Origin of the sequence: Marinilabilia salmonicolor (assembly GCF_003003035.1) — a bacterium.
In the GTDB taxonomy this organism is placed as follows: domain Bacteria; phylum Bacteroidota; class Bacteroidia; order Bacteroidales; family Marinilabiliaceae; genus Marinilabilia; species Marinilabilia salmonicolor_A.
This window is the reverse complement of record NZ_PVTS01000003.1, coordinates 17,763-40,690: the sequence shown is the minus strand read 5'-3', so window position 1 is coordinate 40,690 and position 22,928 is coordinate 17,763. Positions and strand designations below refer to the sequence as shown.

At 43.4% G+C, this 22,928-nt stretch carries 18 protein-coding genes; 7 read left to right on the top strand and 11 right to left on the bottom strand.

The window, feature by feature from the left end:
* Positions 1-48 precede the first annotated feature (48 nt).
* Positions 49-471: an acyl-CoA thioesterase gene (locus BY457_RS03550; RefSeq protein WP_106151960.1), complete on the top strand. Its 423-nt coding sequence runs from the start codon at positions 49-51 to the stop codon at positions 469-471.
* Between the two features lie 82 nt (positions 472-553).
* On the opposite strand, the gene BY457_RS03545 is transcribed toward BY457_RS03550, so the two are convergent.
* The 3 genes from BY457_RS03545 to BY457_RS03535 all read right to left on the bottom strand — a co-directional run bounded on the left by BY457_RS03545 (position 554) and on the right by BY457_RS03535 (position 4,127).
* Complete coding sequence (locus BY457_RS03545) at positions 554-1,228, bottom strand: hypothetical protein (protein WP_106151959.1); 675 nt, start codon at positions 1,226-1,228, stop codon at positions 554-556.
* A gap of 203 nt (positions 1,229-1,431) precedes the next feature.
* Complete coding sequence (gene rimM / locus BY457_RS03540) at positions 1,432-1,962, bottom strand: ribosome maturation factor RimM (protein ID WP_106151958.1); 531 nt, start codon at positions 1,960-1,962, stop codon at positions 1,432-1,434.
* A 137-nt stretch (positions 1,963-2,099) separates the two neighbouring features.
* Complete coding sequence (locus BY457_RS03535) at positions 2,100-4,127, bottom strand: transketolase family protein (protein ID WP_106151957.1); 2,028 nt, start codon at positions 4,125-4,127, stop codon at positions 2,100-2,102.
* 498 nt (positions 4,128-4,625) lie between these two features.
* Here BY457_RS03535 and BY457_RS03530 point away from each other — a divergent pair, with 498 nt between their 5' ends.
* The 6 genes from BY457_RS03530 (at position 4,626) to BY457_RS03500 (ending at position 11,711) form a co-directional block, all read left to right on the top strand.
* Positions 4,626-5,747, top strand: coding sequence for a 4-phosphoerythronate dehydrogenase (locus BY457_RS03530; protein ID WP_106151956.1), 1,122 nt, complete (start codon positions 4,626-4,628; stop codon positions 5,745-5,747).
* Between the two features lie 59 nt (positions 5,748-5,806).
* Positions 5,807-7,261, top strand: coding sequence for a decarboxylating NADP(+)-dependent phosphogluconate dehydrogenase (gene gnd / locus BY457_RS03525; RefSeq protein ID WP_106151955.1), 1,455 nt, complete (start codon positions 5,807-5,809; stop codon positions 7,259-7,261).
* Between the two features lie 299 nt (positions 7,262-7,560).
* The gene (locus BY457_RS03520) at positions 7,561-7,791 is read left to right on the top strand and encodes a metallophosphoesterase (protein WP_106151954.1); all 231 of its coding nucleotides are present in this window, start codon (positions 7,561-7,563) and stop codon (positions 7,789-7,791) included.
* Positions 7,792-8,075: 284 nt separating this feature from the next.
* On the top strand, positions 8,076-9,122 hold the full coding sequence (locus tag BY457_RS03515) for a glycosyltransferase family protein (protein ID WP_106151953.1): 1,047 nt from the start codon (positions 8,076-8,078) through the stop codon (positions 9,120-9,122).
* A 400-nt stretch (positions 9,123-9,522) separates the two neighbouring features.
* On the top strand, positions 9,523-11,001 hold the full coding sequence (locus BY457_RS03505) for a DUF5687 family protein (RefSeq protein WP_106151952.1): 1,479 nt from the start codon (positions 9,523-9,525) through the stop codon (positions 10,999-11,001).
* An 11-nt stretch (positions 11,002-11,012) separates the two neighbouring features.
* Positions 11,013-11,711 carry an ABC transporter ATP-binding protein gene (locus BY457_RS03500; RefSeq protein WP_106151951.1) on the top strand — a complete coding sequence of 233 codons (699 nt, stop codon included), beginning with the start codon at positions 11,013-11,015 and terminating at the stop codon, positions 11,709-11,711.
* Positions 11,712-12,068: 357 nt separating this feature from the next.
* On the opposite strand, the gene BY457_RS03495 is transcribed toward BY457_RS03500, so the two are convergent.
* From BY457_RS03495 to priA, 8 genes are all read right to left on the bottom strand, one after another.
* Positions 12,069-12,761 carry a zinc metallopeptidase gene (locus BY457_RS03495; protein ID WP_106151950.1) on the bottom strand — a complete coding sequence of 231 codons (693 nt, stop codon included), beginning with the start codon at positions 12,759-12,761 and terminating at the stop codon, positions 12,069-12,071.
* A gap of 150 nt (positions 12,762-12,911) precedes the next feature.
* A complete protein-coding gene (locus tag BY457_RS03490; RefSeq protein WP_106151949.1) occupies positions 12,912-14,420 on the bottom strand; it encodes an MBOAT family O-acyltransferase in 1,509 nt (502 codons plus the stop codon).
* Entirely contained in the window at positions 14,417-15,823 is a 1,407-nt protein-coding gene (locus BY457_RS03485) for a hypothetical protein (RefSeq protein ID WP_106151948.1), read from the bottom strand. Before BY457_RS03485 ends, BY457_RS03490 begins: the two co-directional genes overlap by 4 nt.
* A 135-nt stretch (positions 15,824-15,958) precedes the next feature.
* The gene (locus tag BY457_RS03480) at positions 15,959-17,521 is read right to left on the bottom strand and encodes a lytic transglycosylase domain-containing protein (RefSeq protein WP_106151947.1); all 1,563 of its coding nucleotides are present in this window, start codon (positions 17,519-17,521) and stop codon (positions 15,959-15,961) included.
* Between the two features lie 127 nt (positions 17,522-17,648).
* Positions 17,649-18,356, bottom strand: coding sequence for a DUF5683 domain-containing protein (locus tag BY457_RS03475; RefSeq protein ID WP_219885131.1), 708 nt, complete (start codon positions 18,354-18,356; stop codon positions 17,649-17,651).
* Between the two features lie 17 nt (positions 18,357-18,373).
* Positions 18,374-19,258 (bottom strand): ParB/RepB/Spo0J family partition protein, encoded by an 885-nt coding sequence (locus BY457_RS03470; RefSeq protein ID WP_106151946.1) that lies wholly within the window; start codon positions 19,256-19,258, stop codon positions 18,374-18,376.
* Between the two features lie 23 nt (positions 19,259-19,281).
* On the bottom strand, positions 19,282-20,082 hold the full coding sequence (locus tag BY457_RS03465; protein ID WP_106151945.1) for a ParA family protein: 801 nt from the start codon (positions 20,080-20,082) through the stop codon (positions 19,282-19,284).
* Between the two features lie 373 nt (positions 20,083-20,455).
* Entirely contained in the window at positions 20,456-22,927 is a 2,472-nt protein-coding gene (gene priA / locus BY457_RS03460; RefSeq protein WP_106151944.1) for a replication restart helicase PriA, read from the bottom strand.
* Position 22,928 lies beyond the last annotated feature (1 nt).

The window sequence follows — 22,928 nt, the reverse complement described above, 5'->3', positions numbered from 1 at the left end:
ATTAATCAGTTACAGAAGTGTAAACGATCTATTTCGACAAAAAAACTAATGAAGAAAGAAGATTTTAAACATAGTGTACCTGTCCAAATGCGGTTCAGTGACGTGGATGGTTTTGGACATGTGAATAATGGCGTTTACAACGATTATTATGACATCGGGCGGATGTATTACATGCGTGATGTGCTGGGATGGCTTCCGGGAGATTCGCAGAGAGACAATCAACTGGTGGTGGTGAATACAAAAACCGATTTTATTGGACAGATTTTGTTGGGGCAATCCATTGAAGTACTCACCCGGGTGGTATCGCTTGGCAATAAAAGTCTGAAGATGATTCAGTGGGTTATTGAACAAGATGCAGAAGAACCACTCTCCGTTTGTGAGTCGGTGATGGCCGGTTTTCAGCGAAGTACAGGTACTTCTTTTGTGTTGCCTGATGAGTGGCGGAAGGCGATTGAAATTTACGAAGGTTAAGAAACAGTTTCTAACCTGGTCGATTCATGAGTTTTCGTAATAGATTATTTGTCATTACTTCGAGCTAAGTTCTCCTTTCCTTTTAAAGCAATATAACAGCCGGTTCGCCTGGTTGGAAACTATCCTTACTAACGGGAATGTTTGGTTGAGTAGCTACCTTAATGTGATTGTTTTTTAGCTCAAAAAGAGCTGTGACTGGTTTGTCATCTGAGGTGTTAGTGTCTTTCCATTCAACTTTGTCGCAATTGACTATTTTAAAATAGCTTTTTCCTTCCAGAATGTATTGTGGATTCCAGATCTTCAATGACTTTTCGTCCCTAAAAGAAATTTCTAACAAATTTTTATCTGGAGATTGGACAGATTCAATTTCATGATAGGAATTAAAGCCCGGGAATTTATAATTGCCCCAGACTCTCAATCTTGTTCCCTTGGGAAAAAGGTTTTCTTTCTTTTGAAATGCCGAGATAAATTGTAAAATATCGTATTTTTTGTGATTCGAATTTACGGAGGGTTCCAGGTTATCAAGATCAGGGGATGCAATTACCGATGTCATAAAGGAAATGATTCCCCGGCTAAGAGCTGTTCTGTAGATTTTGTATCCCAGAAAGAAGCCCGTAGCTATGATTATCGTGGCAAAAATGAGTGACAATATTGATTGCGATGTGCCAACAAGGAGAATTCCTATGCCACAAAAAAGGGAATTTGCTAAAAGAGCAAAAAGGCCTGCTATGAAACGGGTAAGGAAGTGGTTTTTCATAACTTAAGGGGTTAGTCTTAATACGTTTACTATCAACGGTGAAAAGGTTTTATGAAAACTCCTGTAATCAATAGTTCGTAAAATCTTTTGTAATTACATTAGTCTTAAAATTGCCTACAGATTGGGACGTCTGTTTGTGTTAATGGTCCTGTTGTCAATTCCAACGGATTGGGTTGGAACCTTCTACCGAAAGATCTACCGATTTATTCCTCATTTAAATCCAATAGTCCCTCCGGAATATCTAATTCAATAGTTTTCTTCTCCTCATCAATATTAACAATAAATTCTTCAGCCACAGGAATCAATAGCTCCCCTTTTTTGCCATTGATAATAAAAAGCGGATTACCCGAAATATCCTGAATGCTATCTATTATTCCCAGTTCGCCTTCGTTAATGTCGATGGCCTTAAATCCGTTAAAAGCATTAATGTTATTGGTGCTGGCTGAAGGGACTGAAACCTCCTGTGGTGAAATATAAATGTCCGTATTCATAAGTTTTCTGATCTCTTTTTCAGTCTTCAGTAAAGGCAACTTTACGAGTAACACGTCTTCTCCCTTGTATCGAAATTCACTGACACGAAAGGGAACCAACCCGTTGTCAATGTATAGAAAAATAAATGTGGGATCAAACTCCGATTCAGCAACTTCGGGAATCAGTCTGATGGCAGTTTCTCCTGAAACGCCATGGGGCTTGGCAAGTTTGCCGATGTATGTGAATTCTGACTTATCTAACATGAGGTAAATTTACAATTTTTGTCGGGTCCGGGAACTTTTAGGTTTCAATAATTCTGAAAATGAATCATGCAAAAATAACAAGACCTCCCCAAAATGAATTGAGGAGGCCTTGTTATTTATATAGATCAGAAAAAAAATTACAGTTTCAGGAAGTTACAAACCGCTTCGTAAACTGCCTTTCCGGTAAATCCAAATTCTTCGTCCAACACTTTGTAAGGAGCTGAATATCCAAAATGATCCAATCCGTTGGCCAGTCCGTTGGCACCTGTTAGTCCTTCAATGGTAACTGGCAGTCCGGCAGTCAGTCCATAGCGGGGTACGTCGGCAGGAAGAACTTCCTCCTGGTATTCTGCCGGCTGGTTGCGGAACAGTCCTTCTGAGATGGCAGATACCACCTGTATTTTGAGACCTTTCTCCTTGCGCAACATGGCAGCACCTTCTACCATGGTGGAAACTTCAGATCCGTTTCCAACCATTACCAGATCCAGTTTGCCTTGATCTTTTTCTACGATGTAGGCACCTTTTTTAGCCTTCAGTGCGTTTTCATAAGAACTTCCCGGAAGATTGGGTATGTTTTGGCGTGACAAAATCAATGCCGAAGGTGTGTCGGTATTTTCCATGGCCATTTGCCACGCAACAGTTGATTCGTTGGCATCAGCAGGGCGCATGACCAGCATACTGTTTTTGCCGTGGTGATTTTTCAGTTTTTCCAACAGTCTTATCTGAGCTTCCTGCTCAACAGGCTGGTGTGTAGGGCCGTCTTCACCAACTCGGAATGCGTCGTGTGTCCAAACGTATTTTACGGGCAGCTGCATGAGAGCGGCCAGGCGAACAGCAGGCTTCATATAATCAGAGAACACAAAGAAGGTTCCGCATACGGGGATGACACCTCCGTGAAGCGCCATACCGTTGGCAAGTGCCCCCATTGTTAATTCAGAAACGCCTGTGTGTACAAATTGACCTGAAAAATCACCCTTTACCATGGGCTGGGTTTTTTTCAGAAATCCGTCTGTTTTGTCAGAGTTGCTGAGGTCGGCAGACATTACAATCATGTTTTCCACGTGATCGGCAAAGTGCGCCAATACGGTTCCTGAAGATCCGCGTGAAGCAGCATCTGCCTTTTGCTCGATGGATGCATAATCCACATTAGGAGCATCTTTTGAGAAAAATTTGTGGAATTGCTCCGCAAGTTCGGGGTTGGCTTTTTCCCAGGTTTCCTGCTCGGCTTTTTTGCGATTGGCCTGAACCGCCTTTTCTTCCATGCATTTTTTGTAGTATTCTGCCACATCAGGGAAGATGGCAAATGGCTGATCTGAATCTCCGCCAAGATTTTCAATGGTTTTGCGGAAAGAAGCACCTGCGGCACCAAGAGGTTGTCCGTGGGTAGAAACTTTGCGCTCGAAAGATTCGCCTTCTTCAGTTAAAGCACCTTTTCCCATCACTGTTTTACCGATGATAAGGTAAGGCTGATCAGTTATGTTTTTAGATTCTTCCAGTGCTTCCCGGATTTGAGCGTGATCGTGACCATCAATGGTTTTAACCACCCATCCCCAGGCTTCATATTTTTTAGCAGTGTCTTCAACAGTTACCGCGTTGGTTTCTGTTGACAACTGGATGTCATTGGAGTCATAAAACATTACCAGGTTTCCAAGCCCCAGATAACCGGCCAGACGACCTGCTCCTTGTGAAATTTCTTCCTGAATACCTCCGTCAGAGATAAAGGTGTAAATGTTATGAGCACTCCAGAGTCCGAATTTTTGTGCCAGAAAACGTTCGGTAATAGCTGCACCTACTGCCATGGTATGACCTTGCCCCAAAGGACCGGAAGTGTTTTCTACCCCGCGGTCAAAGTCCACTTCAGGGTGTCCCGGAGTAGGACTTCCCCACTGACGGAAATTGGCCAGCTCCTCCATGGTGTAGGCTCCTGTCAATGCGAGTTGCGAATATAGCATAGGTGACATGTGTCCCGGATCCAAAAAAAAGCGGTCACGGAGAGCCCATCCTCTGTCTGTGGGATCGAACTCCATATATTCGGAAAAGAGGATGTGAATGAAGTCGGCGCCCCCCATGGCTCCACCTGGGTGTCCTGATTTGGCTTTTTCGACCATGGCAGCCGAAAGCACGCGTATGTTGTCTGCGGCTCTTTTTGCGATGTCTGTACTCATAGTATTGTTGATTTTTAGTTTTAAGACTCTATCTGTTCTGGTCTGTTCTTTGTTTGTTTGAGTTGCAAATATATAAAAACAACTTATTTTTTTGAGTTAAAAAACACTTAATCATTATTTTTCAATGACAAAAGTAAGGAAAATTTTTAGCACTGGAGAAATAAACGTAAAAAATACTTTTAAATTTCTGTGCTTTTTTGTATCTAATTGCAAAAGAGACGGGATCAGTATAAATTGTGCCTGTCCATAAACTAAGCGTTTTTCACGTGTTTGAATTAGAAAGTTAAAATTCAAGGCGTGTGAAAGAAACTAAACCGCAGTTCCGAAGTAGCTTTTATAAGGTTTTTTGAACAAAAACCAGCAAAAAGCACAATCGGGATGAAGATTTAGATTTTTAGCAACAACGCAGAAGTTGGACTTTATGGACAGGCACTGAACTGATACGCTTTTCACTATTTATTATTACATTGGTATCCGTAAATCAAATTCTGGAAAATTATGCTGATAGTTGCTGATGATAAAATTCCTTTTCTGAAAGGAGTGCTGGAACCCTATGCACGTGTGGTTTATATCCCGGGAATTGACATCGGGCCTGAAGATGTTAAGGAGGCAGACGGGCTTATCATTCGTACGCGGACAAAAGTTGACAAATCGTTGCTGGAGGGGAGCAATGTAAAGGCCGTGGTCTCCTCGACCATCGGGACCGATCATATGGATCTTCCCTGGTTGGAAGAGAATGGTATAGCGTGGGCCAATGCTCCGGGATGCAATTCGGGATCTGTAAAACAGTATGTCGCCTCTGTTTTTGCTGCTTTAGAGATGGATTATTTTCCTTTGAGAGGAAAAACACTTGGGGTCGTCGGTGTTGGAAATGTAGGCAGCAAAGTGGCTAAAGTCGGAGAGGCTTTCGGAATGAAGGTGTTGCTCAATGACCCTCCAAGAGCTGCTGTGGAAACTGATTTTCGGAATGTGGATCTGAATGTACTGTTGCAAATGTCGGATGTGGTTACATTCCACGTACCTCTTACCCGCGATGGTATGTATGCAACGGAATATTTACTTAATGACACAACACTTATGATGATGAAGCGGGGAAGTGTGCTGATTAACTCCTCTCGGGGTGAAGTGGTGGAACAACGCGTGCTGATGAAGGGGATCAGTTCGGGTTTAATTGACCGGGCTATTCTTGATGTGTGGGAGCATGAGCCTGATATTTCCGTTGAATTGCTTGAACGTTTGATGATTGGGACTCCGCATGTTGCCGGGTACTCGGTGGATGGTAAAGCCAACGGAACTGCTGCTGCCGTGCAGTTTATGAGCCGGCAGTTTGGCTTTGATCTGGATAACTGGCAGCCTTCAGAACTGCCGGTTCTTGATGATATGTCTTTGATAGTAAGTGATGTTGATGAGCGATTGAACCTTAAGCTGGCCAAAGCCGTTATTTCCACATACGATGTGAAAGACGATGCAATAAGACTGGTGGAAGATCCGGGGAATTTTGAAACCATCAGAGGTAATTATCCCGTTCGAAGGGAGTTTCCGGCCTGGACCATTAGCGGAGCCAAAGAAAATCCGGAGTTGAAAAAGTCATTGAGTCTTTTGGGGTTTAAGATACAATAGATCGATTTCAGGGGGTCTAAGTGAAAACGAAGCTTGTAAAATTAAAATAGAAAAAATAGATGACAAAGAAAGCAGACATCGGACTGATAGGTCTTGCCGTGATGGGCGAGAACCTGGTTTTAAATATGGAAAGTCACGGCTATACTGTTGCGGTTTACAATCGCAGTGTAGAGAAAGTTGACAAATTTGTGAACGGCCGGGGAAAAGGGAAGAACTTTATTGGTGCACACTCACTCGAGGAATTGGTGCAGAATATTGAACGCCCACGGAAAGTAATGATGCTCGTGAAAGCGGGTCAACCTGTGGATGATTTTATTGAAAAGCTTATTCCTTTGCTGGATGAGGGCGATGTGATTATCGATGGGGGAAACAGCCATTTTCCTGATACCATACGCCGAACTAAATATGTGGAGAGCAAAGGTTTATTGTATATCGGAACCGGAGTCTCCGGAGGTGAGGAAGGAGCCTTAAAGGGACCTTCAATGATGCCGGGCGGATCTCCCAAAGCATGGCCATTGGTCAAAGATATCTTTCAGAGTATTGCCGCCAAAGTGGATGATGGTACTCCCTGCTGCGACTGGGTTGGTGAAGATGGAGCCGGCCACTTTGTGAAGATGGTTCACAATGGCATCGAATATGGTGATATGCAGCTCATCAGTGAGGCTTATCACCTGATGCGTGACTATCTCAAACTCTCTCACGATGAGATGCACGATATCTTTGACCTCTGGAATCAGGGAGACCTGGACAGTTACCTGATAGAGATCACCAGGGATATTATGGGCTACCGCGATGAAAACGGTGAGCCACTGCTGGAGAAGATTTTGGATGCTGCCGGACAGAAAGGTACCGGAAAATGGACAGCGATCTCTTCACTCGAGGTAGGTGTCCCCCTGACGCTCATCGGAGAAGCGGTGTATTCACGAATTCTTTCATCACAAAAGGAGGAACGGTTGAGAGCGGCTCAAATTATAAAGGCCAAGGTGTCTCAACTCGATGAAGAGAAGGAGGAGTTTGTAAATGCCATTCACGATGCGTTGTTTGCTTCCAAGATTGTTTCTTATGCGCAGGGTTATGTACTGATGCGCGAAGCAGCCAAAGAGAACAACTGGAACCTAAATTATGGTGGAATCGCTCTCATGTGGAGAGGTGGTTGCATTATTCGTTCAGCATTCCTGGGAAAGATTAAGGATGCCTTCGATCACAATCCCGAACTGGAAAACCTGATTCTTGACAGTTATTTCCATGATAAATTGCAGGCTGCTCAGGAGGGATGGCGCAAAGTGGTGTCGGTTGCTGCACGCATTGGTATTCCTGTGCCAACGTTCTCTTCAGCGCTTGCCTATTTCGACGGATATCGAACGGCCAACCTGCCTGCCAATCTGCTTCAGGCTCAACGTGACTATTTTGGAGCCCATACCTATGAGCGGGTTGATAAAGATCGTGGTGAGTTTTTCCATACCAACTGGACCGGTCGTGGAGGCGATACGGCTTCTTCCACTTATCAGGTGTAAGCTTACTGTAGTGGCTTATCAAAAATGATATTTGAATCTTTGGTCCATAATAAGGATTAAATTTAAGCGAGCAGCATCCCCCGAAAGCAAAATTCTTTTATGCTTTCGGGGTTTTTTGTGAATGCCTTTATGATTTCTCCCTGCATCCACAAATCATTTTCAACAATTCCTGATCAATGAATCATAACTGCTCAGTTAAAGATTGAATGTTTTGTTTCTTAACAATTTGTTTTCCTATCGGTTACATTTAATTATTGCTGCATGATTAATCTTGCATCAGAAATCATTACAGAATTTTGATGCAAAAAGTAAAACACATCTCCAGGCGCAAAATGAAAGCATCGGTAATTTCCGATTTGCACCTTGGCACTTATGGGTGTAAAGCGCCACAAATACTGGATTATTTGCAGGGTATTGAACCCGAAACGCTTGTCCTTAACGGGGATATTGTGGACGGTTGGCAATTTACAAGATCCTATTTCCCGGCTTCTCATTTGAAGGTGGTGCGCCAAATTATCAAAAGAGCATGAGCGAAATCTATCTTGAGTTTCATTCAGCCAATAAGTTAACTCTATTTTGTGCGAATGAAACGAGCATGGCAACAATTGCCTCAAGAGAATATGTATAAGTTCCTGCATGCGAGTTCCATTAGACCTTAAAATTAATTTTTATACTGATGAAACGAGCATGATATTTTTTAAATATAAATCACAAGAGAACATGTTTAAAAAATATTATGCGAGAGCGAAGCGGTTCCATTCGTTCTCAAATTTTTAATTAGCTTTTTATTAGATAATTACAGAATTTTAAACGAATGAAAATATTATATGCTATACAAGGAACCGGGAACGGGCATGTGGCACGGGCGATAGATCTGGTTCCGGAATTCAGAAAATATGGTGAGGTTGATGTTTTGTTGAGCGGTCAGCACAGTGAACTGAATCTGCCTTTCGCCGTAAAATACCGTTTACAGGGCTTTGGCTTTTTTTTTGGACAAAATGGAGGGATAGACTTAAAAAAAACATGGCGTAAAAATTCGCTGAGCCGATTCTTTAGGGAAGTCATAAAGTTGCCTGTTCAGGAGTATGATTTGGTTATTTCTGATTTTGAACCGGTTTCAGCCTGGGCCTGCCGCATAACAGGGAAGCCATGTATGGGGATGAGTCATCAATCAGCGGTGATTGATGCTGAAGCACCTGTACCTGATGCGGGAGACTGGTGGGGAAGAGTGATTCTGAAACATTATGCTCCGGTTGCAGAGAATCTGGGATTTCATTTTCGCAGATTAAACGGGCATATTTTTACCCCGGTGATTAGAAAGTCGATCAGGGATATTGTTTGTGTAAATCAGGGACATTATACCGTTTATCTCCCTGCCTATTCCGATTTGACCATCATCAGTGTTTTGTCAGAAATAAGAGACGTGAAGTGGCAGGTGTTTTCGAAAAACTCAAAGGCTCGCTACTCTTTTAATAATATTATTGTCCGACCAGTGGAGAGTGATGCCTTTGTGAAAAGTTTGGCCAACAGCGTTGGGGTCCTTTGTAACGCCGGGTTTGAAACTCCCTCGGAAGCATTGTACTTGCGTAAGAAATTGTGTGTGATTCCTATGAAACATCAGTATGAACAGGCTTGCAATGCTGCTATGCTCAGTGAAATGGGCGTGACTGTTTTGCAAAACCTGTCATCCGGTGTAGTTCCTCACTTGCAAAACTGGGTTACAAGTTCTAAAGTTATTCCCGTTAATTATCCTGACAATGTATTGCTTGTAGTGGAAAAAATGATGGAGATGGCCCAAGCACGAGAGATGGTCAGTCAAAAAAGATTGATACCCCGGTTGGTTGGTGTTATGGGCGGATGAAATTATCCGCCCAATGAAGAGGATCTTAATTAGTGCCTGTCCATAAAGTCACGTTTGTTTCCCCGAAGGATCGGGGCAGGCTGTTGCGCCATTCCCGAAAAGTACTCATCCCGATTGTGCTTTTTGTTCAAAAACCTTACAAAAGCTAATTCGGGCCTCCGCATTTTCGGGAATGCCAAGCCTTGCAAACGCAACTTTCTGAACCGACACAGCTCCAATTACCATTTTTCCTGACTTTATAGACGGACTCTAATTAAGGTAGTTTCTGTTTAAACAACATGGAGAGATGAGGGGATTTTTTAGGTTTGATCTCATAGAATTCATTAAATTCAGGTAAATCTCTAATAACTATTGTTTTCCCTGATTTGATTTTATATTTTTATGGTCAAAATCCTATCCCATGAGTCAGATCATAAATTCGTTAAATCGAAAATCTTTTTATCGCTCCACCTATTGGCAAAAGAGTGTTGCCAAAAAAATACTGGTTGGTTTTTTTGTCTTTTACCTCTCGATTAGTTTGTTGATAATGGGATTTACCCTGCCTGAAATTCTTCAGGCTTACTTCCCGGAGCAAGAGGTGATAAGTGCCTTCAACCAGAATTTGTTATATTTTTTTATCTTCAGTGCCATACTTCGGCAACTTTTCCAGGAAATTCCGGTTGTAAACAGCATTCCGCTGCTTGTACTGCCTTTTAAGAAGAAGAAGATCGCCCGACACCTGGTCAATAAATCTTTCTTTCATTTCTTTAATTTTCTTCCCCTTTTATTTCTGGTCCCTTTTGCTTTTGATACCGTATTGGAGGAATATTCAGTAGGCAATACCCTGGGGTGGCTGATAAATCTTGTAGGGCTTATCTTAATAGATCACATGATTGGCATTTGGCTGAAAAGATTCTCTTTCTACAAAGAAAAAATGTCCGCCATAATTTCAGGGGTGGGTGTTGGTCTGTTTGTCGTTTCCTTTTTTAGTATCATTCCCGTCTCCATTTGGATTGGTCACTATTTCGATGCTGTTTTAGGATATCCCGTGCTGGCTGCAGTTCCGCTTATTTTTATCGTATTGTTGTACCGCTTCAATATAAAAGAGATTGCCAAAGGAATGTATTTGGATAGTCGGTTGATGCCGGTTGAAAAGGATGTGAGTTTGCATGCTTTTTCCTGGACGGATAAGTTTGGATCCATTGGTAAATATCTCTCTCTTGAACTAAAGATGATTACCCGTAACAAGAGGACCAGAAGTGCTTTTATGAGTGTCGTTTTTTTGCTTTTATATGGTTTTATTGTTTACGGTAATTCGAGTATGGCAAATCACGACGTTTCTCTGATTTTTATAGGGATATTGATTACCGGTAGTTTTAGTGTTAGCTACGGCCAGTTTACCCCGGCCTGGCACTCAAAATATTTTCCCTTTTTGATGACTCGGGATTTTGGACTCAAAAATATGCTGAATGCCCAGTATTTCCTTTTTATTGCCTCTACACTTATTGCCTTTATCTTTTCCACCATTTACTTGATATATGGTGCCAAAGTGTTATTCTTTAATTTTTTGAGTGCCATCTTCAATATTGGAATTACCAGTCATATTGTATTGTGGATGGGTTCATTCAGTAGTAAACCTATTGATTTATCTCAAAGTTCATTTTTTAATTATCAGGGCACCGGAGCTTCCGTTTGGATGATGGCGTTCGTCATTATTCTTGGGCCAATACTCTATTTTGGTCTGTTAAGTCTGCTGCTTCAGGATATCTGGAGTTATTTGATTTTTGGACTGACCGGCATTGGTGGCATTGTATTTCACGAATCCATCATGAGGAAAATTCTGATTCGATATAAAAAAAATAAACACCGGATGCTTTATAGTTATCGCCAAACCTCTTAACCTTACATGATATGATCACATTAAAAAATGCAGAAAAGAAATACAATGGAAATGTTGTATTAGCTATTGATAATCTCACTTTTCAGCGAGGAGAAATTGTGGGTGTTGTGGGTAATAACGGAGCCGGAAAAACAACCATGTTTTCGGCCATTCTGGATTTAATTCAACTGTCTGACGGATACATCGAAAACAATCAGCAACGTGTAAATCAATCTGAAGAATGGAAAAAATATACCAGCTCTTATCTGGATGAAAAATTTCTTATTGACTACCTCACACCCGATGAGTATTTTAACCTGGTAGGAAGCTTAAAAGGATATTCCTCCGAGGATGTTCAGGAGTTTATATCCGGCTTTAGAGCGTTTTTTAATGGCGAAATAGACAATAAACGAAAATATATCCGGAACCTCTCAAAAGGCAATCAACAGAAAATAGGGATTGTGGCCTCATTGATTGGCAATCCACAAATTGTTCTGTTGGATGAGCCCTTTAGTAACCTGGATCCTACTTCTCAATACCGGTTGCGTCAGATTATTAACGATTTTCAGCAACAAAATAACTGCACCTTCCTGATTTCCAGTCACGATTTAAATCATGTGGCTGAGGTGTGTAGCCGCATTGTCATTCTGGAAAAAGGGAAAGTGGTGGATGATGTGAAAACAAGTGACGAAACGATGATGAGACTGGAGAGTTATTTTGCTATTTTTTAAGTATTACCCCCCAAAAACAGACTTCTTAAATTTCTTAAATTTGAATGTTTAAGGTCCTCGTTTTATAGGTTAATGGTGGTTCTGGCAGTTACTCTAATCGTGCTAAGACCTCTTCTTTCTGAACCGATGAAATCCAATTGATCAAGTTAACTTTCCTTGTTTTATTTTCTGCAAATGGAAAGATCTAAGCTTTGCTTTATTACTATTTCAGAGGATAATGTTTTTTTAACTCTTTCTGAATACGCTATAAATCATCCTTTTTTGTTCCTTTCTGCGGAGTTAATAATCTGTCGTAAAAACAAAAACTCCGAAATCAAAAATAGACTTCGGAGCTTTTAATGAGGTATGAATTATTTTTTAATCCCGGTTTCCCAAAAATATCATCACATAATAAGCCAAAGTGGCCAGAGCTGAAAGTGCAGCCACCACATAGGTGTAGGCAGCCCATTTCAGGGCATCGCGAGCCTGATTGTGGTTTCGTCCACTGGTAATATTGGCTGAATGCAACCAGGCCAGAGCACGCTGGGTGGCGTTGATCTCCACCGGCAGAGTAATGAATGCAAAGGCAGTGAAAACTGCGTAACAGGCAATGATGATTTGCAAAGCAAGGTCGAAAGAGACAACTGTTGGCAGCATAAAAGCTCCCAGAAACATCATGATGAACACGGCGTTCAGTATTTTGGAACTGACATTTTGAACCGGAACCAGGGCGGAGCGTAACTTCAGTGGTGCATAGCTGCGGGCATGTTGAACAGCATGTCCACACTCATGAGCAGCGACTGATGCTGCTGCTACATTGCGCCCATGATACACATTCTCACTTAGGTTGACGGTTTTGTTTGCCGGATTGTAATGGTCCGATAAATGCCCGCGCGATGGCAATACTTTTACGTCATAAATGCCATTGTCGTGAAGCATCTTCTCGGCTACCTCGCGTCCAGACAAATTACTGTCAAGCGGGGTCTTCGAATATTTTTTGAAACGGCTCTTCAACTGAGCGCTGACAATCCAGCTGGCAATCAGGAAAAACAGAAATATTACTAATAGCATAGTTTAAAGTTTTAGACTATAAAGATAGGAGATTCTTATCAAAAAGAGTGCCATGGGATTGAGTTGAGCGTTTTAGGTTGAGGCGTGCAGGCTAGCTTCTCACGTCTCAGCCTCAACCTCAGCCTTAACCTCAGCCTTCCGGTTCTTTATTTAAAATCTGAAATAAATAAACGGCACTACTTCGGTTGTTCTGAATCGCAGCAGAAGGGCAACCGCCAGCGCCACCAGTGCCACTTTGGCAGTCCAATGCAAGGTAATGAACCAACCTCTCAGGTTCTCTTTTAGCTTCGCCGGAAGCCAATGAAGTATGAACCCAAGTGTAATAAGTAAGTAGGACCAGATATTGGATTGTAGAGCGGGCCATATCAAATCGGCATGAAATGCAGAAAAAATACGTTTGGTCATTTCTCTGGCTACGATGAGGTTATTGGCCCGGAAAAGGATCCATCCGGCTACTACAAAATGAAATGTAATGAAGAAACCTGTTGGTTTTGCTAACCATTGGGGCAGATGGCGGGTCAGTGGTTTGAATATTTTGTCAATTACCAGGCCCAGACCATGCCAGATACCCCATAATACAAAGCGCCAGGAGGCTCCGTGCCACAAGCCTCCAAGTGTCATGGTGATCATCAGGTTGAGATGGGTGCGGAACTTACTTTTGCGGTTGCCACCCAACGGAATGTATAGATAATCACGTAACCAACTGGAGAGAGAAATGTGCCATCGATGCCAGAATTCGCTTATAGACAAAGCTTTGTATGGGCTGTTGAAGTTGAGGGGAAGCCTAAATCCAAGAAGTAGTGCCAATCCTATGGCTACATCGGTATAGCCGCTGAAGTCGCAGTAAATCTGGAGGGTATAACCATAAATGGCGCTAAGCACCTCGAAACCGGAATAGAGAAACGGGCTTTCAAAGATTCTGTCCACCAGATTGACGGCGATGTAATCAGAAAAAACAATTTTCTTTAACAGGCCTGAGAGGATAAGAAATGTGGCATGCCACGCTTGTTTTTCCGTCAGGGAGAACTGACGATAGAGCTGAGGGACAAAATCGCGTGCCCTGACGATGGGCCCGGCAACCAGTTGCGGGAAAAAAGAGACGTAAAAACCGAAGTCGAGGATGTTGTGTACAGGGGCCAACTGACGACGATAAACATCCATGGTGTAGCTGATGGTCTGGAAGGTGAAAAAAGATATTCCAACCGGAAGTACGATGTCATCCACCTCGAAAGAACTCCCGAATACTGCATTGGAGAAGATTGCCAACCAGTCTTTTGTTTCCACAGCCTGACCTGTAATGTCTCCCCATACATCAGCAACAAACCAGGCATATTTGAAATATCCCAGCATGCCGAGGTTGACAATCAGGCTGAGTATCAGTAGTAACTTACGTTTCCAGTGACGGGTAAAATGTTCCAGCCCCAGACCGATGAAGAAATCTGTTAGCGTGGAAATGACCAGCAGGAAAAAGAAATATCCTCCTGCTTTATAATAGAAAAACAAACTTGCCAGAAACAGAAATCCGATGCGCGCAATCCTTTGCCTGGATATCAGGGCATGACCTAAAAGGACTATGCCAAAGAAAATCCAGAACAGGGCCGAGGTAAACATGAATGGTTCCCCGGCTTCATAACTCCATATTTGCGCGAGTTCATTCATGGAGCTACAGGTTTTTGCAGGTGATTCCGAAGAGAGTCCAGTGCTATCCAGATTTGGTCGCCCACAACCCTTGCTCCCCGTCCACTAAAATGCATCAGATCCGACAACATCAGCGAGGGTGTTTCGTTGGCCCAGTCAATGGCTCCCCGGGTTCCTCCCATGGCTTTATGGAGGTCGAAGAAGGCCATGTCGCAAGCCAGGGTTGCTGCTTTCTGAGCCTCGCTGATGAGTCGGGCATGTTCCATTGCGATTTGTTTCCCATCTTTGGATTCGGCTGCCGCCTGAACTCCGATAACCAGTACAGGCACCCCGGGCAATAGTTCTTTCAGAAGCTGCAATTCCTTCAGAAAGTGGATGCGATAGAAGTTGTAATTGTCTGTTTTGGTAGGCAGTACGTTGGTGCCAAACTGGAGGATAACGAAACCGGTATTCAATTGTTGAGCCATTTCCCGAACCATTTTATGATCGGATATTCTAAGGCCGGGCCAGGGGCGACCTCGCATAGCCAGGTTGTCCACCGCAACACCTCCCGTATTGTCGAGGGTGATGCCATGGATTACAGGACTTGTAGTTCCGGAGAAATAAAACCTGATATTTCTAGGAAAGACAGAATCCTGAAAACTTAACAACTGAAGGATATCCGTTCTCCTGGCGAGAGTATCATATCGGGAATGATCATCTATTTCGGATTTGATGTACAATGGTGCATCGGGGGCGGAGAGAAGGAGCCGGATATTGGGGAATTTTCTTAGTCGCTGAGATTTCCATGCTATTGGTTGAATGGTAAAGGTGGCAGCAGAGTCGGAAAACCAGGTTGCTTTTCCCGAAATTCCATACCGGACCGGAACCGGGGCCCTCTTTTTCTTGTAGCTGTAGGAGAGAGTCCAGTTGTCGGAATGAGAAACGGATACGTTGGCATTTATTTGAAGCGGGTCAATAGGCATGACAAATCCCGGGCCTGAGCCGCCATACAACTGTTGAAAATGCTTTCTTAGGATGGCTGTTATTCTGTCTGCCTCTATCTGGCTGTCCCCGATGTGCAGCACTCTGACCACCTGCCTCAGACTGTCGGCAGTTTGAGCTTTTTGACAAAAGGATCTGTACAATTCCTGAAAAAGAGGTGGAGCCGTCAATACAGAATCGGAAACAATAATTGGTTTGTTGATTCTCGGAAGAGTGTCTTTTGGAGGCAAAGAGTCCGGTAACGTTATTGTAACATTTGTGTCTGTTTGCTCGGCCTCGGTAATTAGTAATCCTGAGACTGAATCATTATTCTGAGGTTCCAGGATATTGCTCAGCGTGTTGGTAACCGGGAAGTTGACACGTCCCAGCCACTGGTCGAAAAGAACGACCAGGAGTGAGATCAGCAGAAAATATAAAAATATCTTTATCGGACGTATCATCCGGAGTCTGGTTAGTTCTAAGGCTTGAGCATTTCCTCGACAAGGGAATGATGTCAGCACCACAAGTCAGGTCATTTTGAACCGGTCTGTAGAAGACCCAGAAGATCCTTGAGCGGTGATATTGACATCAGTATCTCAAGACTTAGGCTTTATTTTAAGTCGTTGCCCGGGTTTTATTTTCTGGGCATTGGTAATATTGTTTAAACGAAGAATGTCCGAATCGGTTACACCCGGATATTCGCGGGCGATAGACCAAACGCTGTCTCCCCGGCCAACAGTGTGGTAGATGTAATCGCCATCATTGCCGGTATCCGCCAGTTGGTTGGCGGTTGAGGCTGATGCCGTATAGCCGCTTTTTTGTTGGGCAATTCTCTGGTAATGATCTACTTTGTCTTTGTCCACGTATATAACCAGTTTTTGACCTACCCGGATAACATTTCTTCTGATGTTGTTCCAATATCTCAGGCTTGAGGAGTAAACATCAAACCAATCGGCAATGAGACCTACCACATCTCCTGATTTCACTGTGTAGTAAATCTTTTCTTTTCCCGGAGGAGGTGAGAAAGAGCTTGTTGATGTGTTTCCCGGCTTTATGACCAGTTGGTTTTCCGGGAAATATTTTTCTCTGTTATAGCTAAGGACAGAATCTTCGAGGGAGGCAAACTGGGTTGAGAGATTAAATGCCAGTCGGAGCGGATAACTGTCTTTTTGCGCTGGAATGATGTCTTTACGGTATTGCGGATTTAGGTGTCTGATCACATCTATGGGCACTTGCAAAATGTCAGAAACCTGCGAAAAATGGAGTGGTTTTGATATCATCACCGTGTCGGATGCAACAGGCAGATTGGCTGCTACAGGTCTGAGGTTATGTTCCCGGTGGTAGGTAAATACATAGGTTGCTGCAATGAAGGCAGGTACATAGCCCCTGGTCTCCCGGGGCAGCAGATAAAATATTTCCCAGAAATTTCTTTTTCCCCCGCTTCGACGAATGGCTCTGTTAACATTTCCGGGGCCACAGTTGTAAGCGGCAATTACCAACTGCCAATCACCATAAATATTGTACAGGTCGTCCAGGAACTCAACTGCGGCCTGTGTTGATTTATGGGGATCCCGACGTTCGTCCACATACGAATTGACTTCCAATCCGTATTGTTTTCCTGTATAATACATAAACTGCCATAACCCGGAGGCTCCTGCCCGCGAAAATGCCCTTGGATTTAGTGCAGATTCAATAATCGGGAGGTATTTTAGCTCCAACGGAAGTCCTTTGGCATCAAGGGCTGCTTCAAAAATCGGAAAATAATAATCCGACAACCCCAGCATGGTTTCAACCTGTTCACGGCGTTTGTTGGTGTATAAGTTGATATAGGCCTTTACGTGGCTGTTGTAGTTGAGTTTAAATGGTGAAATGATATTCTCCAGTCGTTTTATGTAAACGGAGTCCGACAAATCTGCCTGTTCCACCAGGTCGCTGTTGTATATGGTATCCATTACCAGTCCCGGATTGGAATTCATATACCAGATTCCGACCAGACTGTCGAGTGATTCTGCAAATTGTTCGATGGTTGCTTCGGTGGTAACGGTGAGGGTGGTGTCGCTGTCAATGGTTTGAGGGGTGGACGACTCTGCCGTTGCCGAAATCAGAATGCCGACTGTAGCAGATATCAGTTTGAAGCTGTGAAACAGTTTCTTAATCATGTTTATTCCCTTTTAGATGTGTCTTTTATGCAATGTAGTACTATGCGGCATCAGAAATGGCCGGTTCTGTCCGCGGATGATACCTCCTACGCTAATGGCTTGATTAGGTTTCAGTCAGGTGTGTTTTTCAGAACTGTAAGGCCAGTTGAATGCCAAAACTGTTCCCTTTGACGGGATCATGTTCCAATATGACCGGCTGAATTTTCATGGAAAGATCATCGCTTACATCAAAGTTGTAGAAATGGGCATCCACAGTGGCATCTATCATATTCAGAACATAAATGGCAGCCATGCCTATATAACTCAGGTCGCGGTATCGTTTGTAATAGTCGCGTTTCTTTTCCAGTGCATTTCGGAACCAGCTGGATAAATTAGGGTTTGCCTCTATCTCTTCCATGGTAAGCGTTACCGGAAGCACTTCCAGGTATGATGTATTGCCCGGGTCTTGTATGAGGAAATCGCGGTAAGCGTTTTTATATTTCTGATAATTGGTGGAGTTGAAATGAATTGCATACCCCAATCCGCCTATGGCTCCGTAAACAATAGGGAGCTTCCAGTATTTTTTATTGTAAATCTGGCCCAGACCAGGGAAAATAGCTGAATAGAAAGTGGCTTTGTGTGGAGAGTGGATTTTTTCCTCTTTTTTATCCGGAAGAATATCCCGCATCGACTCTCCACGTTGAAAGTCCCCTGTGTCTGTTTGGCTGACAGCTGTTTGAGTCGTGTCAGCAACTTGTCTGAGCTGGGCTTTTGCTCCGTGAAATGCGGGCAGGAACAGCAACACAATAGCAATTGTGATTGGGGCTCCGGCTTCACGCAACAACTTTAAATCCATCCTCACCTTGTTGTGCGTTATTGGTTTTTTGCTTTGTCCAACTCATTGATAATCTTTTCCAGTTCTTCATCCGAACGGAAAGGGATGACTATCTTGCCTTTCCCGTTGTTTCCACGGGAAAATTGAATGTTGGTTTTGAAGAAGTTGGACAGTTGTTGGCGTAACTGCTCATATTCAGCAGGAAGCTCTTCTTTTTTCTTCTCTTTTTTCTTTGACTCTTCGCCTTGGGCAAGTTCCCGCACCATCTCTTCAACCTTTCGAACACTCAAGTCGTTTTTCACTGTCTGGTTGAAAATTTTGATGCGCGCTTTTTGGTCATCCAGATTGATGAGTGCCCTGGCGTGTCCCATGGTAATTTGTTTCTCACGCAGGCCTAATTGTATTTCTGCCGGAAGTTTCAGCAGTCTTAGGTAGTTTGATATTGTGGAGCGTTTTTTTCCGACTCTTTCCGACATACTCTCCTGAGTGAGATCACACTCATCCATCAAACGCTGATAACTGATGGCAACTTCGATGGGGTCGAGATCTTCACGCTGAATGTTTTCAACCAATGCCATTTCCAGCATGGTGTCATCTTCAGCCATTCGTACGTAGGCAGGCACGGTCTCCAGACCGGATAATTTGGCAGCTCTGAAGCGACGTTCTCCGGCAATCAGCTGAAATTTATTACCTGCTTTACGAAGTGTAAGTGGCTGAATAATGCCAATCTCCTTTATGGATGCTGCCAGTTCATTGAGTTTCTCTTCGTCGAAGCGGGAACGGGGTTGCCAGGGGTTTCCTTCAATTTTATCTACAGGAATTTCATTGATTGCGGCCTCGGGTTTCGGGGCGCTTTGCCCATAATCTTCCGAGTTGTCAATCAATGCTCCCAGTCCTCTTCCCAATGCGTTTTTTCTTGCCATCTTATTGTATTGTAGTTGCTCTGTTATTTGGCTGATTTTTTCTTGCTGTCGATTTTGGTCATGTTATTCTTTTGTAACAATTCCCGGGCCAGATTCAAATAATTCATGGCGCCTTTTGAAGATGCATCGTACATAACCACTGCTTTACCGTAACTGGGAGCCTCACTCAGCTTGATGTTACGGGTAATAAGGGTTTCAAATACCATGTCCTGAAAATGCTTCTGCACCTCTTCTACAACCTGATTTGAAAGACGCAGGCGTGAATCGTACATGGTCAGCAGGAAACCTTCAATTTCCAAGTCGGGGTTTAATCTGTTTTGGATGATTTTGATGGTGTTCAATAGTTTACCCAGTCCTTCCAGTGCAAAATATTCACATTGCACGGGTATTATTATTGAATCGGCTGCCGTCAGGGCATTAACAGTTATAAGACCCAGTGAAGGAGAGCAGTCAATCAGTACAAAATCAAACTGATCCTGAATTTTGTTGATGACACCTTTCAGCACCTTTTCACGATCGGGCATATTGAGCATTTCAATTTCAGCTCCTACCAGATCTATGTGTGAAGGTAACAGATATAAGTGTTCAATCTCACCTTTTTGAATTGCAGTCTGAGGATCTGCCCCATCCACAATGCATTCATAAATGCTTGTTTCAACTTCACGTAAATCGTACCCCAGTCCCGATGTGGCGTTTGCCTGTGGATCAGCATCAATGACGAGTACGTTGTATTCGAGTACTGCAAGACTTGCAGCCAGGTTAATGGCTGTCGTGGTTTTTCCAACACCGCCTTTTTGGTTTGCTAAAGCAATAATTTTAGCCATATAAATCAAAATTTATCTGTGTACAGAAAGCGGGAATATACCCATTTTTTGGCAACAGCCAAAGTTATACTTTTATTGAAAAAATACCGCCCAAATGGGCATATATTTGTTTAATAAACAGGTATTAAGCTAATTTAAAGGGGGTTGCGGGTCATCCCGCAAAGTTATAAAAATCCTTTAATCTTTTTGGTGGTAAGTTGGAGATCTGGTCATTGAGAGGGCCTTGCCTGAAGCAATCTCAAATTGTAAAAACGTTATTATAAATCATCGTCAACGGTGTATGTAGAATGCTGTAGAACAGCCCTTGATGCTTTTGAAGATAAATTTTATACCGGTGGATATAGGGGGAGTTGAGTTTAGTTAATCCATTGGGCTAAAGAGGATCCACATCGGTCTGGATGGTGACATATTTCCATTGCGGCTGGCTGAGGATGGCATTGGTGGCATCATTCATGAGCTGTTTTACATAAGACGGAGCGTGGCCTTTCTCAAACTTCAGAATTATTCGTGTAAGGTACAGATTTTGTACCCGGGCAACCGGTGGTTCTTGCGGGCCCAGGACACGGTCGCGGAATATGGCCCGAAGCCTGGCAGCCAGTTCGTCTGCGGCTTTTTCCACCACTCCCTTGTTTTTATGTCTGAGTGTGAGGTTGATAAGTCGGTAATAGGGCGGGTATTTGTAAAGTTGTCGTTCCTCTATCTGTGTCCGGTACATGGTCTGGTAGTCATTTTCCACTACATAGCCTATAATTGGATGATCCGGCGATGAGGTTTGCAGAACAACTGTGCCCCGCTTGTTTTTTCTTCCTGCACGCCCGCTTACCTGGGCCATCATCTGAAAGCCACGCTCAAAAGCTCTGAAGTCAGGAATATTGAGCATATTGTCTGCATTCAGTATCCCTACCACGCTTACATTGTCAAAGTCGAGTCCCTTGGTAATCATTTGGGTCCCGATGAGGATGTCCACCTTTCCATCTTCAAAGTCGGAGATGATTTTCTGATAAGATTTTTTTGACCTTGTGGTATCCAGATCCATACGGGATACGCGGGATTCCGGAAACATCAGTTTTATTTCTTCTTCAATTTTTTCGGTGCCAAATCCCTGTGTGGAAAGGGCAGGGCTGCCACATGCATTGCAGGTAGAGGGTGTTGTCACTGTGTGTCCGCAGTAATGACAAACCAACTGATTCATTTTTTTGTGGTAAGTCATACTCACATCGCAATAATTGCATTTGGGAACCCATGAGCAGACATTGCACTCCAGAAAAGGTGAGAATCCCCGCCGGTTTTGGAAAAGGATGACCTGTTGTTTGTCGTCCAGACTTTGCTGAATATGTTCCAGCAGAAGAGGGGTGAAATGCGACTTCATTTGTTTTTTACGCCGGGCTTCACGGGTGTCAGCCACCAGTATCCTCGGAAGTTGAATGTCTTCATGGCGGGTTTTGAGCTCAACAAGAGCATATTTCCCTTTTTGGGCGTTGTAATAGCTCTCTATGGCAGGGGTTGCTGTTCCCAGCAGTACTTTTGCTTTGTGTTTGTGTGCAAGCATAATTCCCGCATCGCGCGCATGGTAGCGGGGAGCGGGGTCAAACTGTTTGAAGGAATGCTCGTGTTCCTCATCCACAATTACCAGCCCCAGATTGTTGAAGGGTAGGAAAATGGAAGATCGTACACCCAGTATGACTTGGTAATTTTGGTTTTCCAGTAAGTCACGATAAATTTCCACACGTTCTTCGCTGCTGAATTTTGAATGGTAAATTCCCAGTTTGTTGCCGAAATGGCGTTTCAGCCGGGTGGTAATTTGTGTGGTAAGTGCAATTTCCGGAAGCAGATAAAGTACCTGTTCTCCGCGACTCAGATGCTTCTCGATGAGATGAATGTAAATCTCCGTTTTCCCGCTGGAGGTAACCCCGTGAAAAAGAACCACTGTCTGTTGTTCGAAAGCTTTTTCGATTTCCTCGTAAGCTTTATGCTGAGCCGGTGAAAAGGAACTCTTTTGTTGTATTTTGTCTTTTGAGAGATCCAGTCGCCCAATTTCCATCGGAAACTGTTCAAAAATATCTTTTTTGATGAGCTCGTTCAGAGCGGCAGTGGCACTGCTGTTTTCTTCCAACAGCTCTTTTCGGGCAACGGACTGCCCCTTCAAAGCATTGCCTGCACCTCCTGCTTTTTGGATGAGCGTCATCAATAAATTAAGCTGTCGTGGGGCTTTCTCTAAAACATTGAATGCCTCGTGGAGTTTTTGCTCGGTTCGGTAAGGCTCTGCAATTCGCAGATGATTTTCTGTTTTTGCTTTGTAGCTCTCTTTTAGTCTTTCACTTACAAATACCGCTCCTTCTTCCATGAGTTTATGCAACAGAGGCATGCTGCTCTTTTGTCCCAGGAAAGTATTGATCTCCTGTACTGTGCAGACCTTTTTTTCGGAAAGGAACAGAAGTGTTTTGGTTGCTTTTTCGGGAAGATCATCCAATTGAATATAATCAGGGTTGTAATAGACCCGTGTTTCACTTTCCAGTTTTAGTCCCGAGGGCAATGCTGCCTTGTAAACCTCACCCAGTGTGCATTGGTAATATTCGGCCATCCACTCCCAAAAGGCAAGTTGGGCTGACGTTACAATAGGGCTTGATTCGAGAATAGAGAGAATAGGTTTTGTTTCGTAATCTTTGGGCTTGTTCTGGTGGACCGAGAAAACTATTCCCGAATACTGTTTCTTTTTACCAAAGGGAACAACCACTCTGATTCCCGGTTCAGGAATTTCAGCCATCTCGGGCGGAACACAATAAGTGAACAACCGTGGCAGCGGTACAGGCAGTATTACATCAACAAACGTTTCGGGAACAGTCATC